This is a genomic window from Levilactobacillus andaensis, assembly GCF_016861695.1.
GTDB lineage: Bacteria > Bacillota > Bacilli > Lactobacillales > Lactobacillaceae > Levilactobacillus > Levilactobacillus andaensis.
Genome location: NZ_BOLP01000003.1, coordinates 279,903 through 300,784 on the forward strand (window position 1 = coordinate 279,903; position 20,882 = coordinate 300,784).

The 20,882-nt window shown below is 50.3% G+C and carries 21 protein-coding genes; 15 read left to right on the top strand and 6 right to left on the bottom strand.

From position 1 onward, the window contains the following. Positions 1–333: 333 nt before the first annotated feature. Positions 334–1,809, top strand: coding sequence for an aldehyde dehydrogenase (gene aldA, locus JUF10_RS02070; protein ID WP_203640587.1), 1,476 nt, complete (start codon positions 334–336; stop codon positions 1,807–1,809). A 246-nt stretch (positions 1,810–2,055) separates the two neighbouring features. After that, entirely contained in the window at positions 2,056–3,180 is a 1,125-nt protein-coding gene (locus JUF10_RS02075; RefSeq protein ID WP_048733438.1) for an NAD(P)-dependent alcohol dehydrogenase, read from the top strand. Positions 3,181–3,466: 286 nt separating this feature from the next. Here the strand turns inward: JUF10_RS02075 and JUF10_RS02080 are convergent, their stop codons facing one another. After that, positions 3,467–3,958 (bottom strand): AAA family ATPase, encoded by a 492-nt coding sequence (locus JUF10_RS02080; protein WP_236008137.1) that lies wholly within the window; start codon positions 3,956–3,958, stop codon positions 3,467–3,469. 147 nt (positions 3,959–4,105) lie between these two features. Between JUF10_RS02080 and JUF10_RS02085 the strand changes: the two genes are divergently transcribed. The 3 genes from JUF10_RS02085 to JUF10_RS02095 all read left to right on the top strand — a co-directional run bounded on the left by JUF10_RS02085 (position 4,106) and on the right by JUF10_RS02095 (position 7,628). Beyond that, positions 4,106–4,477 carry an MmcQ/YjbR family DNA-binding protein gene (locus JUF10_RS02085; RefSeq protein WP_203640589.1) on the top strand — a complete coding sequence of 124 codons (372 nt, stop codon included), beginning with the start codon at positions 4,106–4,108 and terminating at the stop codon, positions 4,475–4,477. 826 nt (positions 4,478–5,303) lie between these two features. Then, the gene (locus JUF10_RS02090) at positions 5,304–6,944 is read left to right on the top strand and encodes a peptide ABC transporter substrate-binding protein (protein WP_203640590.1); all 1,641 of its coding nucleotides are present in this window, start codon (positions 5,304–5,306) and stop codon (positions 6,942–6,944) included. Positions 6,945–7,106: 162 nt separating this feature from the next. Next, complete coding sequence (locus JUF10_RS02095) at positions 7,107–7,628, top strand: GtrA family protein (RefSeq protein WP_203640591.1); 522 nt, start codon at positions 7,107–7,109, stop codon at positions 7,626–7,628. Between the two features lie 219 nt (positions 7,629–7,847). On the opposite strand, the gene JUF10_RS02100 is transcribed toward JUF10_RS02095, so the two are convergent. Then, entirely contained in the window at positions 7,848–8,000 is a 153-nt protein-coding gene (locus tag JUF10_RS02100) for a hypothetical protein (RefSeq protein ID WP_203640592.1), read from the bottom strand. Positions 8,001–8,188: 188 nt separating this feature from the next. On the opposite strand from JUF10_RS02100, the gene JUF10_RS02105 reads away from it, so the two are divergent. Together JUF10_RS02105 and JUF10_RS02110 are read left to right on the top strand one after the other, a co-directional pair. Next, positions 8,189–8,764 carry a cadmium resistance transporter gene (locus JUF10_RS02105; protein WP_203640593.1) on the top strand — a complete coding sequence of 192 codons (576 nt, stop codon included), beginning with the start codon at positions 8,189–8,191 and terminating at the stop codon, positions 8,762–8,764. A gap of 39 nt (positions 8,765–8,803) precedes the next feature. Then, positions 8,804–9,133 (top strand): hypothetical protein, encoded by a 330-nt coding sequence (locus JUF10_RS02110; protein ID WP_203640594.1) that lies wholly within the window; start codon positions 8,804–8,806, stop codon positions 9,131–9,133. 189 nt (positions 9,134–9,322) lie between these two features. Here the strand turns inward: JUF10_RS02110 and JUF10_RS02115 are convergent, their stop codons facing one another. Continuing rightward, positions 9,323–9,919: a sugar O-acetyltransferase gene (locus JUF10_RS02115; protein ID WP_203640595.1), complete on the bottom strand. Its 597-nt coding sequence runs from the start codon at positions 9,917–9,919 to the stop codon at positions 9,323–9,325. Positions 9,920–10,160: 241 nt separating this feature from the next. On the opposite strand from JUF10_RS02115, the gene JUF10_RS02120 reads away from it, so the two are divergent. From JUF10_RS02120 to JUF10_RS02130, 3 genes are all read left to right on the top strand, one after another. After that, positions 10,161–10,418: a hypothetical protein gene (locus tag JUF10_RS02120; RefSeq protein ID WP_203640596.1), complete on the top strand. Its 258-nt coding sequence runs from the start codon at positions 10,161–10,163 to the stop codon at positions 10,416–10,418. Between the two features lie 335 nt (positions 10,419–10,753). After that, positions 10,754–11,113 (top strand): type II toxin-antitoxin system RelE/ParE family toxin, encoded by a 360-nt coding sequence (locus tag JUF10_RS02125; RefSeq protein ID WP_203640597.1) that lies wholly within the window; start codon positions 10,754–10,756, stop codon positions 11,111–11,113. Next, on the top strand, positions 11,100–11,375 hold the full coding sequence (locus JUF10_RS02130; RefSeq protein ID WP_203640598.1) for a helix-turn-helix domain-containing protein: 276 nt from the start codon (positions 11,100–11,102) through the stop codon (positions 11,373–11,375). Before JUF10_RS02125 ends, JUF10_RS02130 begins: the two co-directional genes overlap by 14 nt. A 206-nt stretch (positions 11,376–11,581) precedes the next feature. Here JUF10_RS02130 and JUF10_RS02135 read toward each other — a convergent pair whose 3' ends face one another. After that, positions 11,582–12,199, bottom strand: a complete 618-nt coding sequence (locus tag JUF10_RS02135) for a LysE/ArgO family amino acid transporter (protein ID WP_048733460.1) — start codon at positions 12,197–12,199, stop codon at positions 11,582–11,584. A gap of 385 nt (positions 12,200–12,584) precedes the next feature. Between JUF10_RS02135 and abc-f the strand changes: the two genes are divergently transcribed. Beyond that, complete coding sequence (abc-f, locus tag JUF10_RS02140) at positions 12,585–14,075, top strand: ribosomal protection-like ABC-F family protein (RefSeq protein ID WP_203640599.1); 1,491 nt, start codon at positions 12,585–12,587, stop codon at positions 14,073–14,075. 275 nt (positions 14,076–14,350) lie between these two features. On the opposite strand, the gene JUF10_RS02145 is transcribed toward abc-f, so the two are convergent. Beyond that, positions 14,351–15,235, bottom strand: a complete 885-nt coding sequence (locus tag JUF10_RS02145; RefSeq protein WP_203640600.1) for a LysR family transcriptional regulator — start codon at positions 15,233–15,235, stop codon at positions 14,351–14,353. Positions 15,236–15,370: 135 nt separating this feature from the next. On the opposite strand from JUF10_RS02145, the gene JUF10_RS02150 reads away from it, so the two are divergent. Together JUF10_RS02150 and JUF10_RS02155 are read left to right on the top strand one after the other, a co-directional pair. After that, positions 15,371–17,026: a malolactic enzyme gene (locus JUF10_RS02150; protein WP_203640601.1), complete on the top strand. Its 1,656-nt coding sequence runs from the start codon at positions 15,371–15,373 to the stop codon at positions 17,024–17,026. Between the two features lie 99 nt (positions 17,027–17,125). Further along, positions 17,126–17,377: an AbrB/MazE/SpoVT family DNA-binding domain-containing protein gene (locus JUF10_RS02155; RefSeq protein ID WP_203640602.1), complete on the top strand. Its 252-nt coding sequence runs from the start codon at positions 17,126–17,128 to the stop codon at positions 17,375–17,377. An 85-nt stretch (positions 17,378–17,462) separates the two neighbouring features. On the opposite strand, the gene JUF10_RS02160 is transcribed toward JUF10_RS02155, so the two are convergent. Further along, entirely contained in the window at positions 17,463–18,077 is a 615-nt protein-coding gene (locus tag JUF10_RS02160) for a Crp/Fnr family transcriptional regulator (RefSeq protein WP_236008129.1), read from the bottom strand. 53 nt (positions 18,078–18,130) lie between these two features. Between JUF10_RS02160 and JUF10_RS02165 the strand changes: the two genes are divergently transcribed. Then, entirely contained in the window at positions 18,131–18,721 is a 591-nt protein-coding gene (locus JUF10_RS02165; RefSeq protein ID WP_203640603.1) for an NAD(P)H-dependent oxidoreductase, read from the top strand. Between the two features lie 298 nt (positions 18,722–19,019). Continuing rightward, the gene (locus tag JUF10_RS02170; RefSeq protein WP_203640604.1) at positions 19,020–20,828 is read left to right on the top strand and encodes a UvrD-helicase domain-containing protein; all 1,809 of its coding nucleotides are present in this window, start codon (positions 19,020–19,022) and stop codon (positions 20,826–20,828) included. Positions 20,829–20,882: the final 54 nt, after the last annotated feature.

The following is a 20,882-nucleotide window of genomic DNA, read 5'->3' on the forward strand; positions in this document are numbered from 1 at the left end:
CGATAGGTTACTAAAAAATCCCCTAAAATTTTCTGCCGATTAGAGGCAGTAAGGCTAGCGGGGTCGTTTATACTGTTTTACTTGTGAATAATTTTGCATTTCATCACAAAAAGGACTAGAACGAAAGGTGAGAAGTCGGACAAGAGCGTGTTACGTGAATGCTATTGATTGCTCAGGATTTAACATAATGTTGTTTTTTAGACATTGATTCCCTGCAAACGTGGGTTGCGCACGTCAGGATAATCAGTGTTGTAGCTGTTTTCATTTGTCGCCTAATTCGTTTTATAGCTACCCTCCCAAGAAGAGCAGCTGGGAAAGGAAGTATTTTACATCATGGCACAAAGTTCTGTTGCATTAAAACACTATCAAATGTACATCAACGGTGAATTTAGAGATTCTTCTTCAGGCAATCTGATCACTGTTATCAACCCGGCTACCGGTGAACCAATTTCTACGGTCCCAAGTGCGACGGTCGATGAAGCTCGCGAAGCTATCGATGCTGCTTACGAAGCACAGAAGTCATGGAAGTTGGTTCCCGCCGCAACTCGAGGCCAATACTTACACGATGTGGCTACCGAGATCCGTAAAGATTCCGACCACTTGATTGCAATGCTTCAAGAAGAACAAGGCAAAATCAAGTCCTTAGCAACCACCGAAATTTTATTCTCAGCCGACTACTTCGACTATATGGCTAGCGCTTCTCGGACCTATGAAGGAGAAATTCTTCAATCCGACAACGCTAACGAAAGCATCATGATCGACAAACAACCAATCGGTGTTGCCGCTGGGATTTTACCTTGGAACTTCCCATTCTTCCTGATTGCCCGGAAGATGGGTCCAGCTTTGGTTACTGGGAACACGATCGTTATGAAACCAAGTACCGACACGCCTAACTTAGGCCTGGAATTTGCCAAGATCGTTGAAAAGGTTGGGATTCCTAAGGGTGTTGTCAACATCATTACCGGTCCTGGTGCCGTCATTGGTGACGAACTTTCCAAGAACAAGAAGATCGGCATTATCAGTTTGACCGGTTCCGTTAACTCCGGGAAGCGGGTCATGGCTGCGGCTGCGACTCACATGGCCAAGGTTTCTTTGGAACTTGGTGGGAAAGCCCCTGCTATCGTCTGCAAGGATGCTGACATTGACTTGGCCGTTCAATCCATCATCGACTCTCGTGTCGACAACAACGGTCAACTTTGCAACAACTGTGAACGGGTCTACGTTCAAGAAGACGTTGCGGATGAATTCACGAAGAAATTGGCAACCAAGATGGGCGAAGTTACCGTCGGCGACCCAATGGCTAATGAAGACATCGGCATGGGTCCACTGATCAACCAAGCTGCTTTGGACAAGGTATCTGGCATGGTCGACCGCGCTGTTAAGGCTGGTGGCAAGCTGGAAACCGGTGGCCACGTGGTTAAGATTGCTAAGGGCTTCTACTTCGAACCAACCGTTATTTCTAACGTCAAACAAGACTCCGAAATCGTTCAAGACGAAATCTTTGGCCCAGTACTTCCAGTATTGACCTTCAAGACTTTGGACGACGCCATCAACATGGCTAACGACAGCGACTTCGGGTTGACTTCATCAATCTTCACCGAAAACATCGACAACGCAATGCGTGCTTCTCGTGAATTGGAAGATGGTGAAACTTACATCAACCGGTTCAACTTTGAAGCTATGAATGGGTCTCACTCCGGCTGGAAGGAATCCGGTATCGGTGGTGATGATGGTAAGCACGGGATTGAAGAATTCTTGAACACCCATGTTGTCTACCTGCAAGGCCATCCTGAAAAGGCTAATGGCTAACCATAGATTTGAAAGAAGATAATTCCGTCGCGAATTATCTTTTTTCAGCGAAATTCCCCTATGAATGTGAATTGAAAACGAGATCCCCGTCATTTTGGCGAGATTGGCTAACTGCTGGCAAACCCCGTCATATTGAGGATATCCCCCCGGATAGTGTGAAAATGCCGTTGTGGAAGCGCTTGCATTTTTAGCTATCTGTGTGATAATTAACAAGTGTAAACAATAAATAAAAACGAGGTGCCAATTATGAAGATTCAAGCTGCAGTTGTTGATAAGCAAAATGCTGATTTTGAAATTCGTGATGACGTTGAACTGGCTGACATGGGTCCGGACGACATTCAAGTCCACATGGTTGCTAGTGGGATCTGCCACTCTGACGAAGCTCTGCGTACTGGGGTTGCGGTCATCGACTATCCTATCGTTTTAGGCCACGAAGGTTCCGGGATCGTTGAAAAAGTTGGGCCAGAAGTTACCCAATTTAAGCCCGGCGACCACGTTGTTCTCAGTTTCTACGGCTGTGGGAACTGCAAGAGCTGTTTGAAGGGGATTCCTACCCAATGTGAAAACTACGCTGCCAACAACCTGTCTGGTGTTCGTCCAGACGGTACGGCGCACTTCACTGAAAATGGTCACAACGTTGCCGACATGTTCGACCAAAGTTCCTTCACGACAACCACGGTCGTTCGTGAACGGAACGCCGTTAAGGTCGACAAGGACCTTGACTTACGGAAACTCGGACCTCTGGGCTGTGGCTACGTCACTGGTTCTGGGACTGTCCTGAATACCTTGAAGCCAAAGCCTGGTGACACGATTGCTGTCTTTGGTACTGGTGCCGTTGGTTTAGCTGCTATGATGGCTGGCCGTATCTCAGGTTGCACCAAGGTTATCGCCATTGACATCGTTGACTCTCGTTTGGACTTAGCTAAGGAACTCGGTGCTACCGACGTCATCAACAGTAAGAAGGTTGACGACGTGGTTAAAGCCGTTCAAGACTTGACCGGTGGCTACGGTGTTAACTACGCGGTTGACACGACCGGTGTTGCCAGCGTTATCTCCAACTCCATTCAAGCCTTAGCACAAGGTGGGACTTCAGCTGCCATCGCCGTTACGAACCATCATATCGACCTCGACACCTGGAACGACCTCTGTGTCAACGACAAGAGTGTCATCGGCGTTAACATGGGTGACTCCATTCCTCAAGTTGACATCCCTCGTTTAATCGAATTCTACAAGATGGGCCAATTCGACTTCGACAAGACTGAAAAGTTCTACAAGTTCAGTCAAATCAATGAAGCCAATGCCGACTCCGTTTCCGGGAAGACCATCAAGCCAGTTCTGGTCATTGATGACAGCTACGTTCCTGGCAAATAAAACAACTAACATGATTCTTTAACATTCTTGACCGGTGAGCCCTGTTTGGGGCTTGCCGGTTTTTGTTATGTAATTGGATAGATTTAATTTCCCGCACTCCGGCTATCAGGGCATCCGCCTGCTGTGGAGACGGTTCGGACTGAGAAACGGTCCTCCCGCTCGGCTGGCTGCATCTCTGACCTCCTCCGGCTTCGATTGTGTTTCTCCCATGATATTGGCGACTACCCAAACAAATACAACTTGCGGTGGATTTGTCAGCACTCGTTTATAGTTCTTTCAATGAGGACTAGTCCTCATTCACCAATCTCGTCAATAGTTCAACTTGATCTGTCACTTGTTCTTGCTCACCAAAAAGGACTGCTTCATTCCCCAAAACATCGTGGCCCAGCCACCATTGCTGTAATTGTTCATCGGTGAATGGCAATTGCTTCTGTTGATTACGGGCTACCGTTGTCGCAAATGAAACATCAAAGTACGCCGAAATTAGTCGTTGTCCCCACTGTCCTTGCAGTCGGCGGAGCCAATCACCGTAGACACTGCATTTCAAAATACCTTCCAGTACAATCGTCGAAAATCCCTGTTGTACGCCCCACGTAATCAGGTCGGCCATGACTTTGATTGACGCGTTGTTCTTATGATCCGGTGCATGACAGATTTGACGCCGGACGACATCCTGATTTATCAAAAGGCAATCTGGTGCTAATTTCTGCCGCAATCGTTGGGCCGTCGTGGTTTTGCCACACCCCGAATTTCCCCGCAACACAATTAATTTTGTCATCGTCTTCACTTGCCTTTCACCCAGTATGCCCGAAGTCCACGCCAATTGCTAGCACAACCAGTTCACCGGATTATCGGTGTTGGCCCACATTGAAACACCGCCATATCTATCGTAAACTAAAGTTATACCTAAAGGAGGTCGTTCTCCATGGTCACCCGACAAACAATTTTTGATTATATCGAAGACAATTACGGCGTTAAACCCGAATATACCTTCAAGAGTTACCCCAAATACGCAGTCCTCAAGAACTTGCAGGGCAAGTGGTTCGGACTGGTCATGAACGTTTCGCGTGAAAAACTCGGACTGGCCGGCACGGACGAGGTCGATATACTCGACGTTAAAATCGACCCCGAGCTTGGCAGTATTTTACGTGAGCAACCTGCCTATCTCGCGGGATACCACATGAACAAGGACCACTGGCTGACAATTCTGCTCGACCAGGTCGATGATAAAGCCGCTTTGCAATTATTAGATGGTAGTTACCAATTAGTTACTAAAAGCAGTAGTCGGCTAAACTAATTATTAATAACTAATTTCAGGTTTATGTTATTGCGCATTGCTACGTAGCTTATCCTGATGACAACGCTACGTGGAAATTACTTAGTGGCTCAGTACTTCATCGCCCTCTTTAGCTATAAAGAAGACAACGCCCGTGAAAGTTGGTGTCACCTGACCGTCTTCAATACATTTCAAAAAAACACAATCCGAGCCGGAGGCCGCCAGGGATGCAGCCAGCCGTGGTAATCTAGGTAGCTGGCCGTTGGCTAGCTACCTAGATGGGCGACTGCTTCGTGGCTTCAAAGCGAGTGAGAGGACCGCTTCTCAGTCCGAAGCGTCCCCACAGCAGGCGGAATCCCTGGCAGCCGCAGTGCGGCAGTCCCCCGCTCCCCCACCATCATATTTTTTTCAATCCCCGGGTTGACACCAACTTTTTTCCGGGTTACACTAGCCTCAATTCAAGAATCGTCCGAAACAAACCATTGAGGTGGAGATCAAGACCATCGTGCACGCCAAGAGAGCCGTCGTTGCTGAGAGTACGGCCGAACGCAGATGATTAAATGGACCACCGAGGGCTTCCCCGAACCTTTAGCAGTACGGGAAGACGTGCGACATACGTCAGTTGTCAGGGAAATGATAGTTTCCTGTGGAGAAGGGATGTGGGCTCTATTTGAGTACCCGTCCAATTAAGGTGGCACCGCGGTTAAAACCGTCCTTAACGCATTGGCTGTTGAGGACGGTTTTTTGTATCCAATTTTAACCGAGGGGGATTTACTGATGATCAAACGATGGCAAAACTCAATGTTATTTCTAACCAATCAAACTAAAATTTCTGGAGGAATACATCATGAGTTTAAGAGAACACAAGAAAGCACTCTTCATCAGTGCCGGCATCATTCTAATCGGCGGTATCTTTGCGATCAACGCCCAATCCAAGTCGACTAAAAAGACAGCCACCCAGGACCTGAGCCTGTATGAAGCATCTAATATTTCCAGCCTAGACGTGGCCAAGATCACCGACGGCGTTTCCAGCAACGCTCTGAGTCAAGTCGGCGAAGGCCTCTACCGCCTAAACGCCGACAGTCAGGCCGAAAACGCCTTGGCCACCAAGACGACCATTAGCGACAACGGCCACCTCTACACCATCAATCTCAAGCACGATGCCAAATGGAGCAATGGTGACACCGTGACCGCCCAGGACTTCATTTACTCCTGGGGGCGGACGCTGAACCCGCAATCCAAGTCGGAGTTCACCTACCAATTTGCAAACATCAAGAATGCCAGTGCCATTGCTGCCGGGAAAAAGGCGCCATCCACGCTGGGCGTCAAGGCCGTTGGCAAATACCAATTGAAGATCACGCTGAGCCAACCCGCTTCCTACTTCAAGCAGATGCTGGCCAGCACTACCTACTATCCACTAAACAAAAGCGCTGTGACTAAGTACGGGAAGAAATACGGCACGTCTTCTGCCACCACCGTTTACAACGGGCCGTTCGTCATGAAGAACTGGAACGGGATCAGTGATAGCTGGAAGTTGGAGAAAAACCCAACCTACGTGGACAAGCAGTCCGTCAAGCTTTCCAGCATCAAGTATCAGGTCATCAAGTCGCCAACCACGTCTTACAACCTCTACCAGTCCAAGAAGCTCGATGCCATCACGCTAAACGGCGAACAAACGACGCAAAACAAGAACAATCCCGACTTGAAGTCCCTCTCTTCCGGTCGCATCGGCTTCATTCAATACAACGAAAAGAATGCCGTGGCCGCCAACCAGAACTTACGGCTTGCCATCTCACTGGCCATCAACCGGCAGCAATTAGCGGACAAGGTCCTGAAGAACGGCTCAACGCCAGCCCAAACATTTGCCATCAACAATATGTTGAAAAATCCTAAGACCGGCGCCGACTTCACCAAGGATGCGCACGTGACCGGCACCGCCGATTACCAACCCGCCCAAGCCAAGACCTTGTACCAAAAGACGTTGAAACAACTTCACCAGGATAAATTAACCGTTACCCTGACCTGTGCCAACGATGACACCAGCCAGCAGCTCGCCGAATATATCCAGGGCGCACTGAGCAACAAACTCGGGCTGACCGTGAAAGTTCGCGCCTTACCTTTCCCATCAATGCTGAGCAACGTGTCGCAAGGCAACTTCCAGCTTAACCTGACCAGCTGGAGCATGGACTACGCCGACCCCATTCAATCGCTACAGATTCTGGAATCGACCAACAACTCCAACATGGGCCACTATGATAGTAAGATTTACGATCGTGCTTTGACGGCTGCTGAAGGTAAAAACGCCCTCAACAAGACGGCCCGTTACCAAGACTTACTGACCGCCGCCAAGACTGCGGCCAAGGACCAAGCCGTCACCCCACTCTACCAAGGCCGGACCAGTACGCTGGTCAACCCCAAGGTCAAAGGGGTCGTTTATAACAAATTCAATGGGAGCGCCGATTACCGGTTAGCTCACGTTGCCAATTAGTAAGTGAAATTTGGAAGGGCGGAGCATTGCAGTGACGAGCAAAAACGGTATAATTGAGTCAGCACATTAATTATACGTTTTCATAACTCAGGTGAGCCGTGGTCGTTTTCAGTGGCGGTTGCACCCAGCTAGGTGAAACGTCACAGAAAGGTTCCGAAATTTATGGAAAGTCAACCCTTACGTCACGATCACTACCCAACATCGCAGGAAGAATACGAAGCTGAGTTAACCGAAACGGAACACGAATACGCCGCCAAGATTGAAGCGGCCAAGGAACAAGTCGAAGATAAGGTCCAAGGCCAAATCTCGCGTTACCTGTTGTTTGGGGCCATCTCGGTGGTCATCAACATCACGTTGTTCTACCTGTTCTACCACACCTTAGGCATCGGCTATCAATTAGCCAACTTCATCGACTGGCTCATCAGTGTCCAATGCTCCTTCTGGCTCGACCGGACCTTCGTGTTCAAGCACAAGTCCGACAAGCCCGTTAAGGAAATGGGCACGTTCTACATGACCCGGGTCGCCACCTTCTTGTTGGAAACCGTCATCTTATTCCTAGGAATTTCCTGGATGAACCTGAACGGAACCATCACCAAGGTCGTCGGTCACGCAATTGCTTTGGTTCTGAACTTCTTCCTATCTAAGAAGTTAGTGTTCAAGAACCAACCGGCACCTGCGGATTAAAGAAAAAGAGTGCGACCAAGGGCGGTTAGCTGGCGAGCATTAACGTCATTAAGGTATGACCCCCGGTTTTGGGGTCGTGGCTTAATGGGGTTAAGCGGAACCAGTTGCCCTTGGTCACACGTTTCCACCATCTAATAATTAAAAACAAAAAATCACCAACGCCATCCCTCTGAAAACGAGGAACCCAGCGTTGATGATTTTTTTATCTCATAATACAATTTATGACCGCGACTTCCCAGCGTCACTGCGCTTCTTCCGCCATTGGCCGTCGTCATTGTGCGTCCGAACGCTCCCATTAGTCGGCCCGGATTTCACCACGGGACCACCAGCCTTATGCGGGTCACGTTCAATTCTGTTATTATCGTTTGCCATTGAAATGTCCTCCTTAAGAATTAGCTTATCCGTTGAACTAGTTCTAAGGTACACCACTTGGCTGGCCAAATCAGGTGCAGGTGGCCGTGAGAACTGCCATTTTATCCTAAAAAAGACTTAGGCAGTGGACCCGTTAACGTGTAGAATAGAAGCTAACATAGACGCACCACCATCGGAGGGGAAGGCCCATGTCATTACCATTCATTCTAACTGCCATTGGCGTCTTCTTCGTCACGGATACCGACGATCTAGTCGTGCTCCTACTGCTTTGGCTGGGCGCGAACAATGCGCGACAACGGCGGGGAATCATCTTTGGCCAATACTTGGGAATCCTCACGTTAATTATCGTGGCGTGGCTGGTCAGCCGGGGCGTCCTGCACTACAACGTGGCCCATTTGACGCGCTGGCTGGGACTGGTTCCCCTGACGCTAGGGGCAGTCGGCCTGCGAAATTGGTTGAAGAACCGCCAAGCAAACGCGCTACCACCACTACTCACGAAGGCTGTCAGCCTGCCGCTGGTGTGGTCGCTGACCATTGGTAATGGTGGGGACAATCTCAGCATTTATATTCCCTACTTCACCCACCTCACCACCGCGGAATTTGGCGGCGCCCTCGTGGTCTTCATGGTCATGGTTGGTATCTGGCTGCTGATCAGCAATCGCTTAGCCCGGTCGCACGCGGCCAGTCATTTCTTCGCCCGTTTCGGGGCGTGGCTCTCCCCCGTCCTCTTTATCACGATTGGCACGCTGATTCTATGGCATTAATTTTAAAATGTTCCATGTGAAACATTCAAGGAGGCCCTTATGACAGATACAAAAACCGTGACACTGGCTGGCAAACAGATTCGTTCCTACGTCCAACAGGTCATCACGCTTAAACTGGCGGACATCCAACGCGTCTCCGGCGACGCGAGCGTCATGCACCTAGCGCTCGCCAATGGCACGTCCATGGGCATCATCACCGGCCCGGCATACGGCTCGGCGGCCCAAGTCATGGGCATTCAGGATCTGCGCTACTTCATCAACGAGTTAAATCTCGACTTCGTCTTGAACACCACGGCGGCTAACGATGCGGCTCGGCAACGGATCTTCCAAAATGCTCAGGAACGACAAATTCTGATTATCAAAAAGTGAGAGTGTTCCAAAAGGCGGTTAGTCAATGAGCATTAACGTCGATAGGCGAATAACCCCGGTTTTTGGATTGTTTGGCTATCGGGGTTAAGCGGAGTTGACTGCCTTTTGGCACACGTTTCGGCAATATAAACTTACACACACAACAGGCCTGGGATTTTGTCCCAGACCTGTTTTTAGTTGCCACATCATTTAGATAAAGTCCTTGCCGACAAATCCGGTCTTGTCCGCCGCCGTAATCGGTCGCAGAACCTGACACGGGTTCCCCGCCGCAATCACATTAGCTGGGATGTCGTGGGTGACAACACTGCCGGCACCGATAATGGTGTCATCGCCAATCGTCACGCCAGGAAGCACCGTGACGTTAGCCGCCAACCAACAACGATTGCCAACGGTGATGGGCTTGGCGATACACCCGCCAAGTTTGCGCTCCGTGGCGTCGAACAGATGATTGCTGGTGTACAGCCCCACCTTGGGCCCAAACAAAACGTTGTCGCCAATTGTAATCGACGCACCGTCTAGCATGACACAATCGTAATTCGCGTAGAAGTGGTCACCAACATGGATGTTATCGCCGAACTCACAACGGAAATTGGGATTCACATCGGGGTCACTGCCAGCGCGACCGATTAACTCTTGGAAGAGCTGGGCGCGCTGCTCCGCTTTGGGCGCTGCGTTCAACGCGTTCGTCAGCTCCGTCGCACGATTTCGCCGATCGATCAGTATGGGGTCGAGGTCGTCGTAGGGCTTACCAGTTGCCATATAGGCGTATTTTTCTGCTAAATTCATGACGTCAGCTCCTTTAGGTTATGTTTCCATCATAACATTTAAGCAACCGGTTTCAACGCTGGGAGCTGTATCTTTGGTGGCGGAAAGTAACTGCGTCCTCTCACTGCTTATAACTATATTCATCAAACCCATTGGCCTCCAATTATAGTTGCCTACCAATTTAATCTATACCTGCAAAAGCGTTGTTTCTAACACCAATTTCCCTGATAATAGGAGAAAAGATTCCTGAGGAGAATAGACTATGACGGCCTGGCAGAACGGACTTTGGCTACTTTGTTTCCTCGTGCTTATTGCATTAGCACCAAGGATTACGCGTTACTTCGACCTTCATCAGCATTTTTTCAATAGTGTCGCCCTAAACAGCATTGCCTTTTTGGTCTACTCGCTTGTTATTTTGGCGCTGTACCTTCCCGTTCGGATTGGCACGATTGTCCTACTGATCATTAGTAACGTTGCTTTTGACGGCTGGCTAATTTATCGGCATAACTCTCAGGACTAGCTAGTGTGCCCGACCGACCTACTAACAGTATAAGCACGATTTACTCATCTTAACAATTGACGACCGTTTAAGCACAAGCAATTTTAAACCTATCGCTAATCACCTATGACCGCCACCTACGCCGGTTCAACAACACTTGACTGAATCACTGGCATTTTTGGCCTGTTCCAGTATTATGCTAGTCACACATTTTTCCATTCACCCCCTCAGCTTAGCTATCCTAATCATCGTTAACGTTGGCTTTGATGGCTGGCTAACTTACCATTTTCAAAAGGCAAACCATAATTGAGTAAAAAGAGGTGACAGATGGTAGCCTGTGCGTTACCATACTTTAAATGGAACCAATACGATTTGATTTTTTTGATAAAGCTGAATTCACAGCATTCTTAGATAGCCTCCCGATTAAAGATGCCGCGAAGCTCTTAGCAGTTCTTGACGAAGTTAAAGCTCGAGGCCTACTGTCTGCCGAAAGACGCCAATTAGTAAAAAAATTGGAAACTAATTTATATGAGATTCGTTCTAAATTTTCCAACAATATTCAACGAGCAATTTATTTCCGGGTCGAAGGATCTCATTATGTTATCACCCATGGTTTCACTAAAAAACAGCAAAAAACACCTCAAAAGGAAATTAAGCGCGCAAAACAAATTCGCGCAGTATATCAGAGAAGGAGAGATAGCAATGGACGATGTTGAAAAATACTTACGTACACGCAGTCAAAAAGATCCCGAATTTGACAGTGAATACACGCAAGCCAAACTCAACCAACAATTGGGATATGCAGTTTGGCAATTACGCACCGATATGCAGCTATCGGTTAAAGATTTTGCTACCGTAATTGGTCAATCAGAACAGGATGTTACCGCCATGGAAGATGGCAGCAAAGAACTGACAGTCAAAGAGCTATCTGATATTGCTGAGAAGACTGATAAAAAAATCAATTTTCAATTTTCATAAAATTAGTAGAATAGTGTCTTAGGTTGGGGCTGAAACATTCAGGCCTAAAATATCCGCTGTTGATAATCAATCTATTTTGCAAACAAATCATGAGTTGAACTAACAGCGTTTCACATCACAGTAAACGACGTCATCGCTTGCTGCCCACCTAGAAAAGTTCAAAAAAGCCAGTCCTTTATCAGGTCTGGCTTTTACTGATTCATCATTTAAATCACCATCATCAACGCTTGGTACAGCAGGTAGCATCCGTAAACCATCACGATGCCCCCGGACACAATGTTGACCCACATCAGGAACTTCTGTGGCAGTCGTTCCTTCAGTAAGCCTAAAATCAGCGTGATGCCAAAGAACCAGATGGCCGTGGCGGACACGACCCCGGTGATAAATGGCGTCACTTCACTATCGGCCAATGATCCGCGCATCGCTCCAAACATCAGACTTGTGTCGATAATAGCTTGCGGGTTCGCCCAGGTCACGACCCAGGCATTGACCAGCGACTTTTTCATTGGCAGTGGCGTGTTGGAACTCTCCAACTTGAAGCTCGCGGCGGACCGCAAGATACCAAACCCAATCCAAATCACCAATAGGCCACCCAAGAACATGATGACCAACTTAAACATTTCGTGGGAGCTAATGATGGCTCCCATCCCAAAGAACGCCGCCAATGTTAACGCCGTATCGGCGAACCAGACCATAATGGTGACCGGCCAAGCACGCTTCAAGGGTTGGTTGATGGCGTTGTTAAAAACAAACAGGTTTTGCATCCCGATTGAGGATACCAGGGCCAAGCTCAATAGCAGCCCCCGTAAATACATTGCTGACATGACAACTCACTTTCCCTCAAGCCTACTCCGAATGTTGCCTGAGTTTTCAAAAAATATATCCTGCTAGCATAACAAACATTTCATGAAAACAAAACCCTTCCGCGGCACCTCGTGCAAATTTTGCTGATAATTAACTGTCAACTTGCTTCATCTGATTAGTATCTTAATATCGCAAAACAGTGGATTCTATTGATTTTAATCAAATTTTAATCTAGAATACCCTTTAAGGAGCTAATCCAACACCATTGAAAGTCCGTTTATTAAATAACGCCAAGAAAATCGGCTCCCACTAAAACTAGAAAGAATGCGATCAATGTGAAGATCCAATCAACGAACACCCCATTACTGCAGAACCTGAGTCAACCAAGAATGGGAGTCCCACAATATGCCAAAAATTGGATTACACCAACTGACCTTCGGCTTCGACACGAACGTCAGCTTACTCTTTGACCACGTCGATTTAGATCTCGAATCACACTGGAAACTGGGGTTGGTCGGCCGCAATGGTCGCGGCAAGACTACCCTTTTCAACCTCTTGCTGGGAAACCTGCCCTATCAGGGAACGATTACCGGCAATCAGAAATACGTCTACTTTCCGGCGACCGTCACCGATCCTAGTCAGACCGCCGCGGCCGTTCTCCAGGCCATTTCACCCGTTGCCGACTGGCAGTTGGAACGGGAATTACGCCAACTGGATTTAGACCCCGCACGCCTGACGCAGCCCTTCGACACCCTGTCCGGCGGCGAACAGACCAAGGCGCTCCTCGCTATTTTATTTGCCGATGACCAAGCCTACCCGCTCATCGACGAACCCACAAATCATCTGGATCTGCCGAGCCGGCGCCGCGTTGCCACCTACCTCAAGAGTAAGCGACAAGGCTTCATCGTCGTCAGCCATGACCGGCACTTTCTCAATCAAGTGACCGACCACACGCTGGCCATTGAGCGGAAACAAGTGATTTTATATCACGGTAACTTCGCCGTTTACGAGGACCAGAAGAAGCGGCGTGACGCCTTTGAAGAGGAGAAGGACGCCAAATTGAAGAAGGAAGCGGACCGCCTCAAGGGCATCGCCGTCGATATCACGCACTGGGCGCAGGCCACCGAGAACTATCAGCACGGCAATCCGCACGAGAAGGATAGCGGTTGGCGGGCCGCCGGCAGTAGCACGCTTCCCGCCAAGATGATGAAACGTGCGAAAAATGTCGAACGGCGGCGAGACCGCAAGCTCAAGGAGACCGAGAGCTTGCGGCAAAATATCGAACACGTGGCGCCGCTTGCCATGACACCGGTGCCGACCCACTATCAGCCGCTGCTCCACGTGGCCGACTTTTCCCTGTGGTACGGCGATCGCCAGCTCTTCCAGCCGGTGTCATTTGACCTCGAACAGGGGGACCGGGTCGCCATCATCGGCCCCAACGGCTGTGGCAAGTCTTCTTTGATTCACTACCTGCGCGACACCTTTACCGGCGAACACACCGGTACGGCCGACCTGAAACCCCAGTTATCGTTGAGTATCTCACGGCAATTGTCGCCGGATAACCGCGGGTCGCTGACGGCATTTGCCAACGCCCACCATCTCGACCGCAACGCGCTCCTGAACAACCTCAAGAAGCTCGGCCTGCCACGCGACGTTTTCACCACTCCCATCGAGCAAATGAGCATGGGCCAGCAGAAAAAGGTCGAACTCGCTCAGTCACTCGCGACCCCGGCGAACCTATTCATCTGGGACGAGCCGCTCAACTACCTGGACGTTTTCAATCAAGAACAGCTGACCACGCTGATTCAACAGGCCCAGCCAACGCTTCTTGTCGTCGAACATGACCAGCAGTTCATTGACGATGTAGCGACTAAGGTGATTGAATTGCGGCCGTAATCTTTTTAAACACAACGCCTTTTTAAACACAACTGTCACACATTAAAAAATACTCACACTAAAGAGTCCACCAAATTAGAGACAACTTCCTAACTTGGCAGGCTCTTTTTAAAAATCAATAAGCATGACGCAAATCCCAATTTTTCTTCAAGTATACTTGAAGAAATCCATAAATTGACGGACTTTATCAAGTATGCTTAATAAAAATGGAAAATTCATAGGTTTTATTAACTGTACTTTATAAAAAACAGGAATTTCAATCTAAACAATCCACCTCACTCTTCCAACGTCGCCCGCAGCACCTTAATCACTCGCTGCTGCATAGGCGTCAGGACGTGCGATGTCCGGGTCACGATGCTCGAAATGAATGCCGGTTGTTCATCGTCCAGCAGTTCCAGTCGGACCACGTCGTTGCGGTGCTGGTCCACGATGCCCGTCAGGAAGGTCACGCCGACATTTTCCGCGACCAGGTTCATGATGACATGCGTGTCGGTCGCGCGAAAGACCACATCTGGGCGGAAATGGTTGCGGCGCGTCAGCTTATTAAACGCTGTGTTATGGACAAAACTACTATTAAATAGAACAAACTTCTCCCGCTTGAGCTCGCTGAAGTAGATCCGCTTGCGGGCCGCCAACGGATGCCGGGCCGAGACGAAGATGTTAAATGGCTGGCGATCAAACTCCTCGGCGACCAGCGTTCGGTACGCCAGTGGTTCCGTCGAGCCTAGCAACGCCACGTCCGCCTGGCCATCGCGCAAAGCATTGCGTAGCCAGACCGAGCCACCCGCCAGCGTCTGGATGTTCTCAAGGATTCCCTGCTGTTGGAGTTGGGCGGCAACCTTGGGAAAGTAGTAATTCTCGATGATTGGCGGCAAGCCCAAGACCATATGTTGGTCGGCCAAATGCTCCAGTTCCTGATGCGCCACCTGTAATTCGGATAAAATGGTCTGCGCGTGCACGGCCAGTTGTTCCCCGCTCGGCGTGACGATCAGCTCGTTATGGACGCGGTCACGCAGAAAGAGGGTCGTGTTGAATTCTCGTTCCAGCCGTTTGATGGCCATAGTGATCGTCGGCTGGGTCACATTGAAGTCCGCCGCCACTTTCGAAAAGTTTTTTTGCTTAATTAATTGATTGAAATAGTCTAGGTCATTGATGTTCACGTTTAATCCCTCTCAATCCAGTGATTGTCACGATGATATAAATTATATTTATAGTTGCTGTCATATTTGACTATAACATATTTCGCCAGCTATAGTATTCTCTGTAAAGTAATTAAACGAGCGGAGGAATTCAATTTGACATCAGCTAATTCCATCTTAAATAATCCATTTTTAAACAAGGGCACGGCCTTCACCACAGCCGAACGCGAAGCCCTAGGCCTAGTGGGCACCCTACCCAGCCACGTCCAAACGTTGGACGAACAGGCCACACAGGCTTACGCCCAATTTCAAAGCAAATCTACGCAACTCGAAAAGCGCCTCTTCTTAATGACGCTCTTCAACGAAAACCGGACGCTCTTCTTCCGGTTAATGGACGCGCACGTGGTCGAATTCATGCCGATCGTGTACGATCCCACGGTGGCCGATTCCATCGAACAGTACAGCCACCTCTTCACTGACCCGCAAAACGCCGCCTTCATTTCCGTCGACGACCCCGACAACATCGAAGCGTCTCTCAAAAACGCCGCTGACGGCCGCGACATTCGGTTGGTCGTGGTGACCGACGCCGAGGGAATTCTGGGCATGGGCGACTGGGGCGTCAACGGTGTCGATATTGCCGTTGGGAAACTGATGGTCTACACCGCCGCAGCCGGGATTGACCCCGCCCAGGTGCTCCCCGTCAGCATTGACGCCGGCACCAACAACCAAGCCCTCCTGGATGATCCCCTCTACTTGGGCAATCACCACCAACGCCTCACCGGTGACCGCTACGACGATGTCATCGACCAATTTGTAACCGCAGAACAGAAGCTGTTTCCAGAATCACTCCTGCACTGGGAAGACTTCGGGCGCTCCAACGCCCAGGTCATTCTCGACAAGTACAAGGATCAAATCGCCACGTTTAACGATGACATTCAAGGCACCGGGATGGTCGTTTTGGCCGGTATCCTGGGCGCCCTCAACATCTCCAAGGAAAGCATCAAGGACCAAAAGTTTGTGACGTTCGGTGCCGGGACCGCCGGTATGGGAATCGCCAACCAAATTTTAGACGAGCTCAAACGCGCCGGTCTGTCCGAAGACGAAGCCCGCAAGCATTTCTACGCCGTCGACAAGCAGGGACTGTTATTCAACGACACCCCCGACCTGACCGCCGCGCAGCAGGACTTCACCCGCGACCGCAGCGAATTTTCCAACGCCGATGACCTGACGACCTTGGCCGCCGTGGTCAAGACCGTGCACCCGACCGTGTTGATTGGGACTTCCACGCAGCCCGGCACCTTCACGGAAGACATCGTCAAGGACATGGCTGCCCACACCGACCGGCCCATCATTTTCCCACTGTCGAACCCAACTAAGCTGGCCGAAGCGACCGCCGCTGATCTGATCAAATGGACCGACGGCAAGGCGCTGATTGCCACCGGGATTCCGGCTGCCGACGTTGACTACAAGGGCACGACCTATCACATCGGCCAAGGCAACAACGCCTTGATGTACCCAGGCCTCGGCTTCGGCCTGATTGCCGCCAAGGCCAAGGTCTTGAATGGTGAAACGCTGTCCGCTGCCTGCCACGCGCTGGGCGGTATCGTCGACACGACCCAACCGGGCGCCGCCGTCCTACCACCCGTTTCACAGCTGACCGCCTTCTCCCAGAAATTGGCCGAAATCGTTGCGCAAAGCGTGGTCGATCAACGGTTAAACAAGGAACCGATTGCCGACGCTAAGCAAGCCGTTGCCGACATGAAATGGACGCCGGTCTACCGGGACTTACCAGAAAGTCTGGTATTGGACTAAATTTAAATTCGATTTGAGCGTTGCTGCTGATGCGGTAACGCTTTTTTGAGCGAAAAATTGGCTAATGTGTTATAAATGACCGTAAGGGAGGCGAGCCACATGCAACCAGAAAGACCGTCCTTTTCTCGTAAAATCATTACTATCGGCAGTTCACTCGGCATCACCATCCCAACTGAGATAGCTAACCAACTAAATCTGGCAAACGGCGCTGAGGTTGATGTTCAATCGCTGCCAAACGGATTTTCTATAACTAAACGCTCAAAATTTGACCCAGTATTTATTGCCAGTATGGAAAAAGGACTGAAAGAATATCACGGCGCATTGGAAATCTTGCGTAAGAGTGACCAGTAAAGTCGTCATACACAAAAGCAGGTGACCCTCTCTCACATCGACTGACGACTAACGTTTGGCTGCCAACAACGACTCACAAAAATTGTTATTTTTTCAATCGCGTCCGAATCCGGCTCAGCGACACCGGCGTCATCCCCAAGTAAGACGCCACCAAATGTAGCGGCACCCGTGACAAAATTTCCGGGTCATCGGCCGCCAATTGTTGGTAGCGCTCAACCGGAGAATACTGGAGCTGGTCGAAGAAAATGTTGCGATAGGCAATGAATCGTTCGCAGACAAACCGTGTGATGGCGGGCTGAATCGCGGGATATTTTCGCTGAATCTGGTCAAAAGCGGTCTTACTCAGAATCAATACCTGCGTGTCCTCAAAACTCTCAATCGAAAACCCACTTGGCTGTCCCAGATAGAAACTTTCAAAGGAAGAAACAAGTTGGTTTTCAAAGAAAAATTGTAGGGTAATATCCTTGCCATCGCTGTTATGCCAGAGTCGCAAGGCCCCCCGCGTGACGATGAAAATTTCGGTCGCCACGTCGCCTTCGGCTAGTAGCGTCGTGCCAGCGGGAACCCTTTTCGCAACGAATAAGTCCTGTAAGTCTGCCCAATGCTCACCGATTTCCGGAAACTTTTGTGCTAAGTATGCTGGTATTGCCATGTGACCGCTACCCCTTTCGCTGACCCCGTTAACATATGTTAATGCCATCTATCTACTCCTCATTTATACTCTCTTTATTAACTAAAAACGAGGTCTTAACTATGAAAACTGTCATTATCTTTGATCATCCCTATACCGCAACTGCCGGCAACAACGTCCCCCACCACCGTTCCTTCTTAGCGGCCCTACTCCAAAGTGTCATGACCCAACTGCGCCACGAAAACAACGATATCGACCTGATCGACCTACACGCGGACGGCTTTAATCCCGTGATGTCGGCGAGTGACCTGAGTAATTGGCGCCGCGGCCAAGCCATCGACCCGCAAGTCGCCGACTACCAGCAACGCCTGCTCGCCGCCGACCGCATCATCTTCATGTTCCCCGTCTGGTGGGAAGTCATGCCGGCCATGACCAAGGGGTTTCTCGACAAGGTCTATGCCAAGGGTCAACTGTACCAGGCCGATAACATGCAGACTAAGCTGACCAAACAGCCCAAAGTCGATATCATCACGACCATGAGCACGCCTAACCTGGCCTATCGCCTATTGTTTGGCGCGCCACTTGCCAAGCTTCTGTTCCGCGGAACCTTTTTGAAGACCCGGCTGTGGCATTTCAAATGGCACAACGTTGCACAGGTTGAGAAGAAGTCGCTGGCAAAGCGGCAACAGATTTTGCGCGATTTTAGGATTTAGGAATTAAAAAGCACGCGTTAACTGATTAAAGTTAATGGGTGCTTTTTTGTTATTAATAATTGTTTTGTAGTGTTAAGTTTATCTGGCCGAAACGTGTGCTAAGAGGCAGCTGGTTCCGCTTAAACCTGATAACCAAACAATCCAAAACCGGGATTATTCGGTTATCAGCCTTAATACTCGCCAGCTAACCGCCTCTTATCACACTCTTTCCCATATCTATTATACCATGCCCACCCCATCAAAAACAGACTAGTCATTCCCGCCAATGCGCGTAAACTAGGGGCTCGGAGGTGATTGGATGTCAGAAACAGAGGCACACCATTTGCAGGTGATCTACCAGCGCCTGACCGGTGATATTGACCGGCTCACGGCTCAGTTGGCCGCGCTCAGTCAAACGGCCCGAGATATGAAGCAACAGCTCAACAGCGAAGGCCATCTCGACTTAGGCACCTTCAGTGATCAGCTGGATAGCTTTGCCAGTATTGAAGCTAACAACCGGCAGATCGATACGTTGAATGCCCGTCACGATACCGCTGTGACGCGGCTGGCACACGCCCAATTGCTGCTACCCCAAGCTTACTTTGCCAAACTCCAACTCGACTTTGGTGACGGCGATGCCGAGGCTCTCTACCTCGGCAAGGTCGGCTACACCGATGAAAACACCAACGACCTCATTTATGATTGGCGGGCTCCCGTAGCTGACGCCTACTACGCCAACCGCACCGGCGCCACCAGCTACCAAGCCAATGGTCACACCATCCCCGTCACCGTCGTCGCCCGGCAACAATTTATCATCGACCACGCCGACCTCCAACAGGTCATCGACACCGACGTGGCTATCGGCGACCCGCTTTTGCTCGACGTTCTCGCTAGTAATCGTAGCGGCGGTCTGCAGGAGATCACGGCTACCATTCAACAGGAACAAAACGCGATTATTCGTGAAAATAGCCAGCCCACGGTCATCGTCGACGGTGTGGCGGGTAGCGGCAAGACGTCCGTGCTTCTTCAGCGGGTCGCTTACCAACTCTACCGCCACCGCGACAGCTGGACGCCAGCCGATATCTTAATTTTGACGCCCAACGTCGCCTTTAGCCGCTACATTCGCGGTGTATTGCCAGCACTGGGTGAGGCCGAACCACTGAGCACGACCTATCTTAATTTGGTTCACTCTTGGGGCCGGCGCTTTGGCCTGACCATCCCAACCACTCGCGGCAACCATCTCACCGAATTAGCAAAAATTCTGCAAGCACCGCTAACCATCACCCCGGCCGGACTCACAAAAGCGGCCTACGACCAATCCAACGCGCACGATGCCCTACTGACGCGCATGCAGCGGGCCTGGCGCTGGCTTCAAGCCGTCGACCGTTTGCCGGAAGATGTCAGTCAGTGGCTCGACTGGCCGGAATTGGCCAAACAGCTGGGATTGACTGACTTAACCCCCTACGACCAACTGTACCTGTTGATTCAGTTCACAGCCTACCAGCAAACGGCCACCGCGGCGCTCTTCGTGGATGAGGCCCAGGACTACGCCGCAGACACCTGGCTATTTCTGACCGCCATCTACCACAACGCCGAACTCACCATTGTTGGCGACCACCGCCAGCGACTGACGGGCCAGGCCGTGACCATCCCCGATTACTTTGACCCCGCCAAGACAACCGTCCTCCACCTCACTACCAGCTACCGGGCGACCGGCGAGATCACACGCTTCTTCGCCCAATTCGCCGGTGATTGGCAAACGACCATTCAAGCGGTGCAGGCGGCGGGGACCGCCCCACGCGTGCTGGAAAATGCTGACTTGAAACAGGTGCTTGCGACACTCCCCACAACGCCGGGACAGAGTATTGGTGTCCTCACCACTTCTCAAGAGACTGCGGCCGAACTCGCCGACCAGTTAACAGGTGCCCAGCTCATTACAAGCGAGGGCACGCAAACTGTTCAGCCCGGAATCAACGTGCTTCCCCTGACCGTGGCGAAGGGCTTGGAATTCGACTTTGCCGTGGTTACCGATTGGCATGCTGACTTTTATCAGGATGCACAGTTTGGCAACAACCGCCGTTATGTGGCGGCTTCGCGGGGAACTAAGGGACTAGTTCTGATTCACTAATATTAGTTATTAAAGGTCCCACGCCATTATCAACGTGGGACCTTTAGTATTTAA

Excerpts from the sequence above, each read along its gene's own strand:
- aldA (WP_203640587.1), top strand. The coding sequence starts at position 334 with ATGGCACAAAGTTCTGTTGCATTAAAACACTATCAAATGTACATCAAC.
- JUF10_RS02075 (WP_048733438.1), top strand. The coding sequence starts at position 2,056 with ATGAAGATTCAAGCTGCAGTTGTTGATAAGCAAAATGCTGATTTTGAA.
- JUF10_RS02080 (WP_236008137.1), bottom strand. The coding sequence starts at position 3,958 with ATGACAAAATTAATTGTGTTGCGGGGAAATTCGGGGTGTGGCAAAACC.
- JUF10_RS02085 (WP_203640589.1), top strand. The coding sequence starts at position 4,106 with ATGGTCACCCGACAAACAATTTTTGATTATATCGAAGACAATTACGGC.
- JUF10_RS02090 (WP_203640590.1), top strand. The coding sequence starts at position 5,304 with ATGAGTTTAAGAGAACACAAGAAAGCACTCTTCATCAGTGCCGGCATC.
- JUF10_RS02095 (WP_203640591.1), top strand. The coding sequence starts at position 7,107 with ATGGAAAGTCAACCCTTACGTCACGATCACTACCCAACATCGCAGGAA.
- JUF10_RS02100 (WP_203640592.1), bottom strand. The coding sequence starts at position 8,000 with ATGGCAAACGATAATAACAGAATTGAACGTGACCCGCATAAGGCTGGT.
- JUF10_RS02105 (WP_203640593.1), top strand. The coding sequence starts at position 8,189 with ATGTCATTACCATTCATTCTAACTGCCATTGGCGTCTTCTTCGTCACG.
- JUF10_RS02110 (WP_203640594.1), top strand. The coding sequence starts at position 8,804 with ATGACAGATACAAAAACCGTGACACTGGCTGGCAAACAGATTCGTTCC.
- JUF10_RS02115 (WP_203640595.1), bottom strand. The coding sequence starts at position 9,919 with ATGAATTTAGCAGAAAAATACGCCTATATGGCAACTGGTAAGCCCTAC.
- JUF10_RS02120 (WP_203640596.1), top strand. The coding sequence starts at position 10,161 with ATGACGGCCTGGCAGAACGGACTTTGGCTACTTTGTTTCCTCGTGCTT.
- JUF10_RS02125 (WP_203640597.1), top strand. The coding sequence starts at position 10,754 with ATGGAACCAATACGATTTGATTTTTTTGATAAAGCTGAATTCACAGCA.
- JUF10_RS02130 (WP_203640598.1), top strand. The coding sequence starts at position 11,100 with ATGGACGATGTTGAAAAATACTTACGTACACGCAGTCAAAAAGATCCC.
- JUF10_RS02135 (WP_048733460.1), bottom strand. The coding sequence starts at position 12,199 with ATGTCAGCAATGTATTTACGGGGGCTGCTATTGAGCTTGGCCCTGGTA.
- abc-f (WP_203640599.1), top strand. The coding sequence starts at position 12,585 with ATGCCAAAAATTGGATTACACCAACTGACCTTCGGCTTCGACACGAAC.
- JUF10_RS02155 (WP_203640602.1), top strand. The coding sequence starts at position 17,126 with ATGCAACCAGAAAGACCGTCCTTTTCTCGTAAAATCATTACTATCGGC.
- JUF10_RS02160 (WP_236008129.1), bottom strand. The coding sequence starts at position 18,077 with ATGGCATTAACATATGTTAACGGGGTCAGCGAAAGGGGTAGCGGTCAC.
- JUF10_RS02165 (WP_203640603.1), top strand. The coding sequence starts at position 18,131 with ATGAAAACTGTCATTATCTTTGATCATCCCTATACCGCAACTGCCGGC.
- JUF10_RS02170 (WP_203640604.1), top strand. The coding sequence starts at position 19,020 with ATGTCAGAAACAGAGGCACACCATTTGCAGGTGATCTACCAGCGCCTG.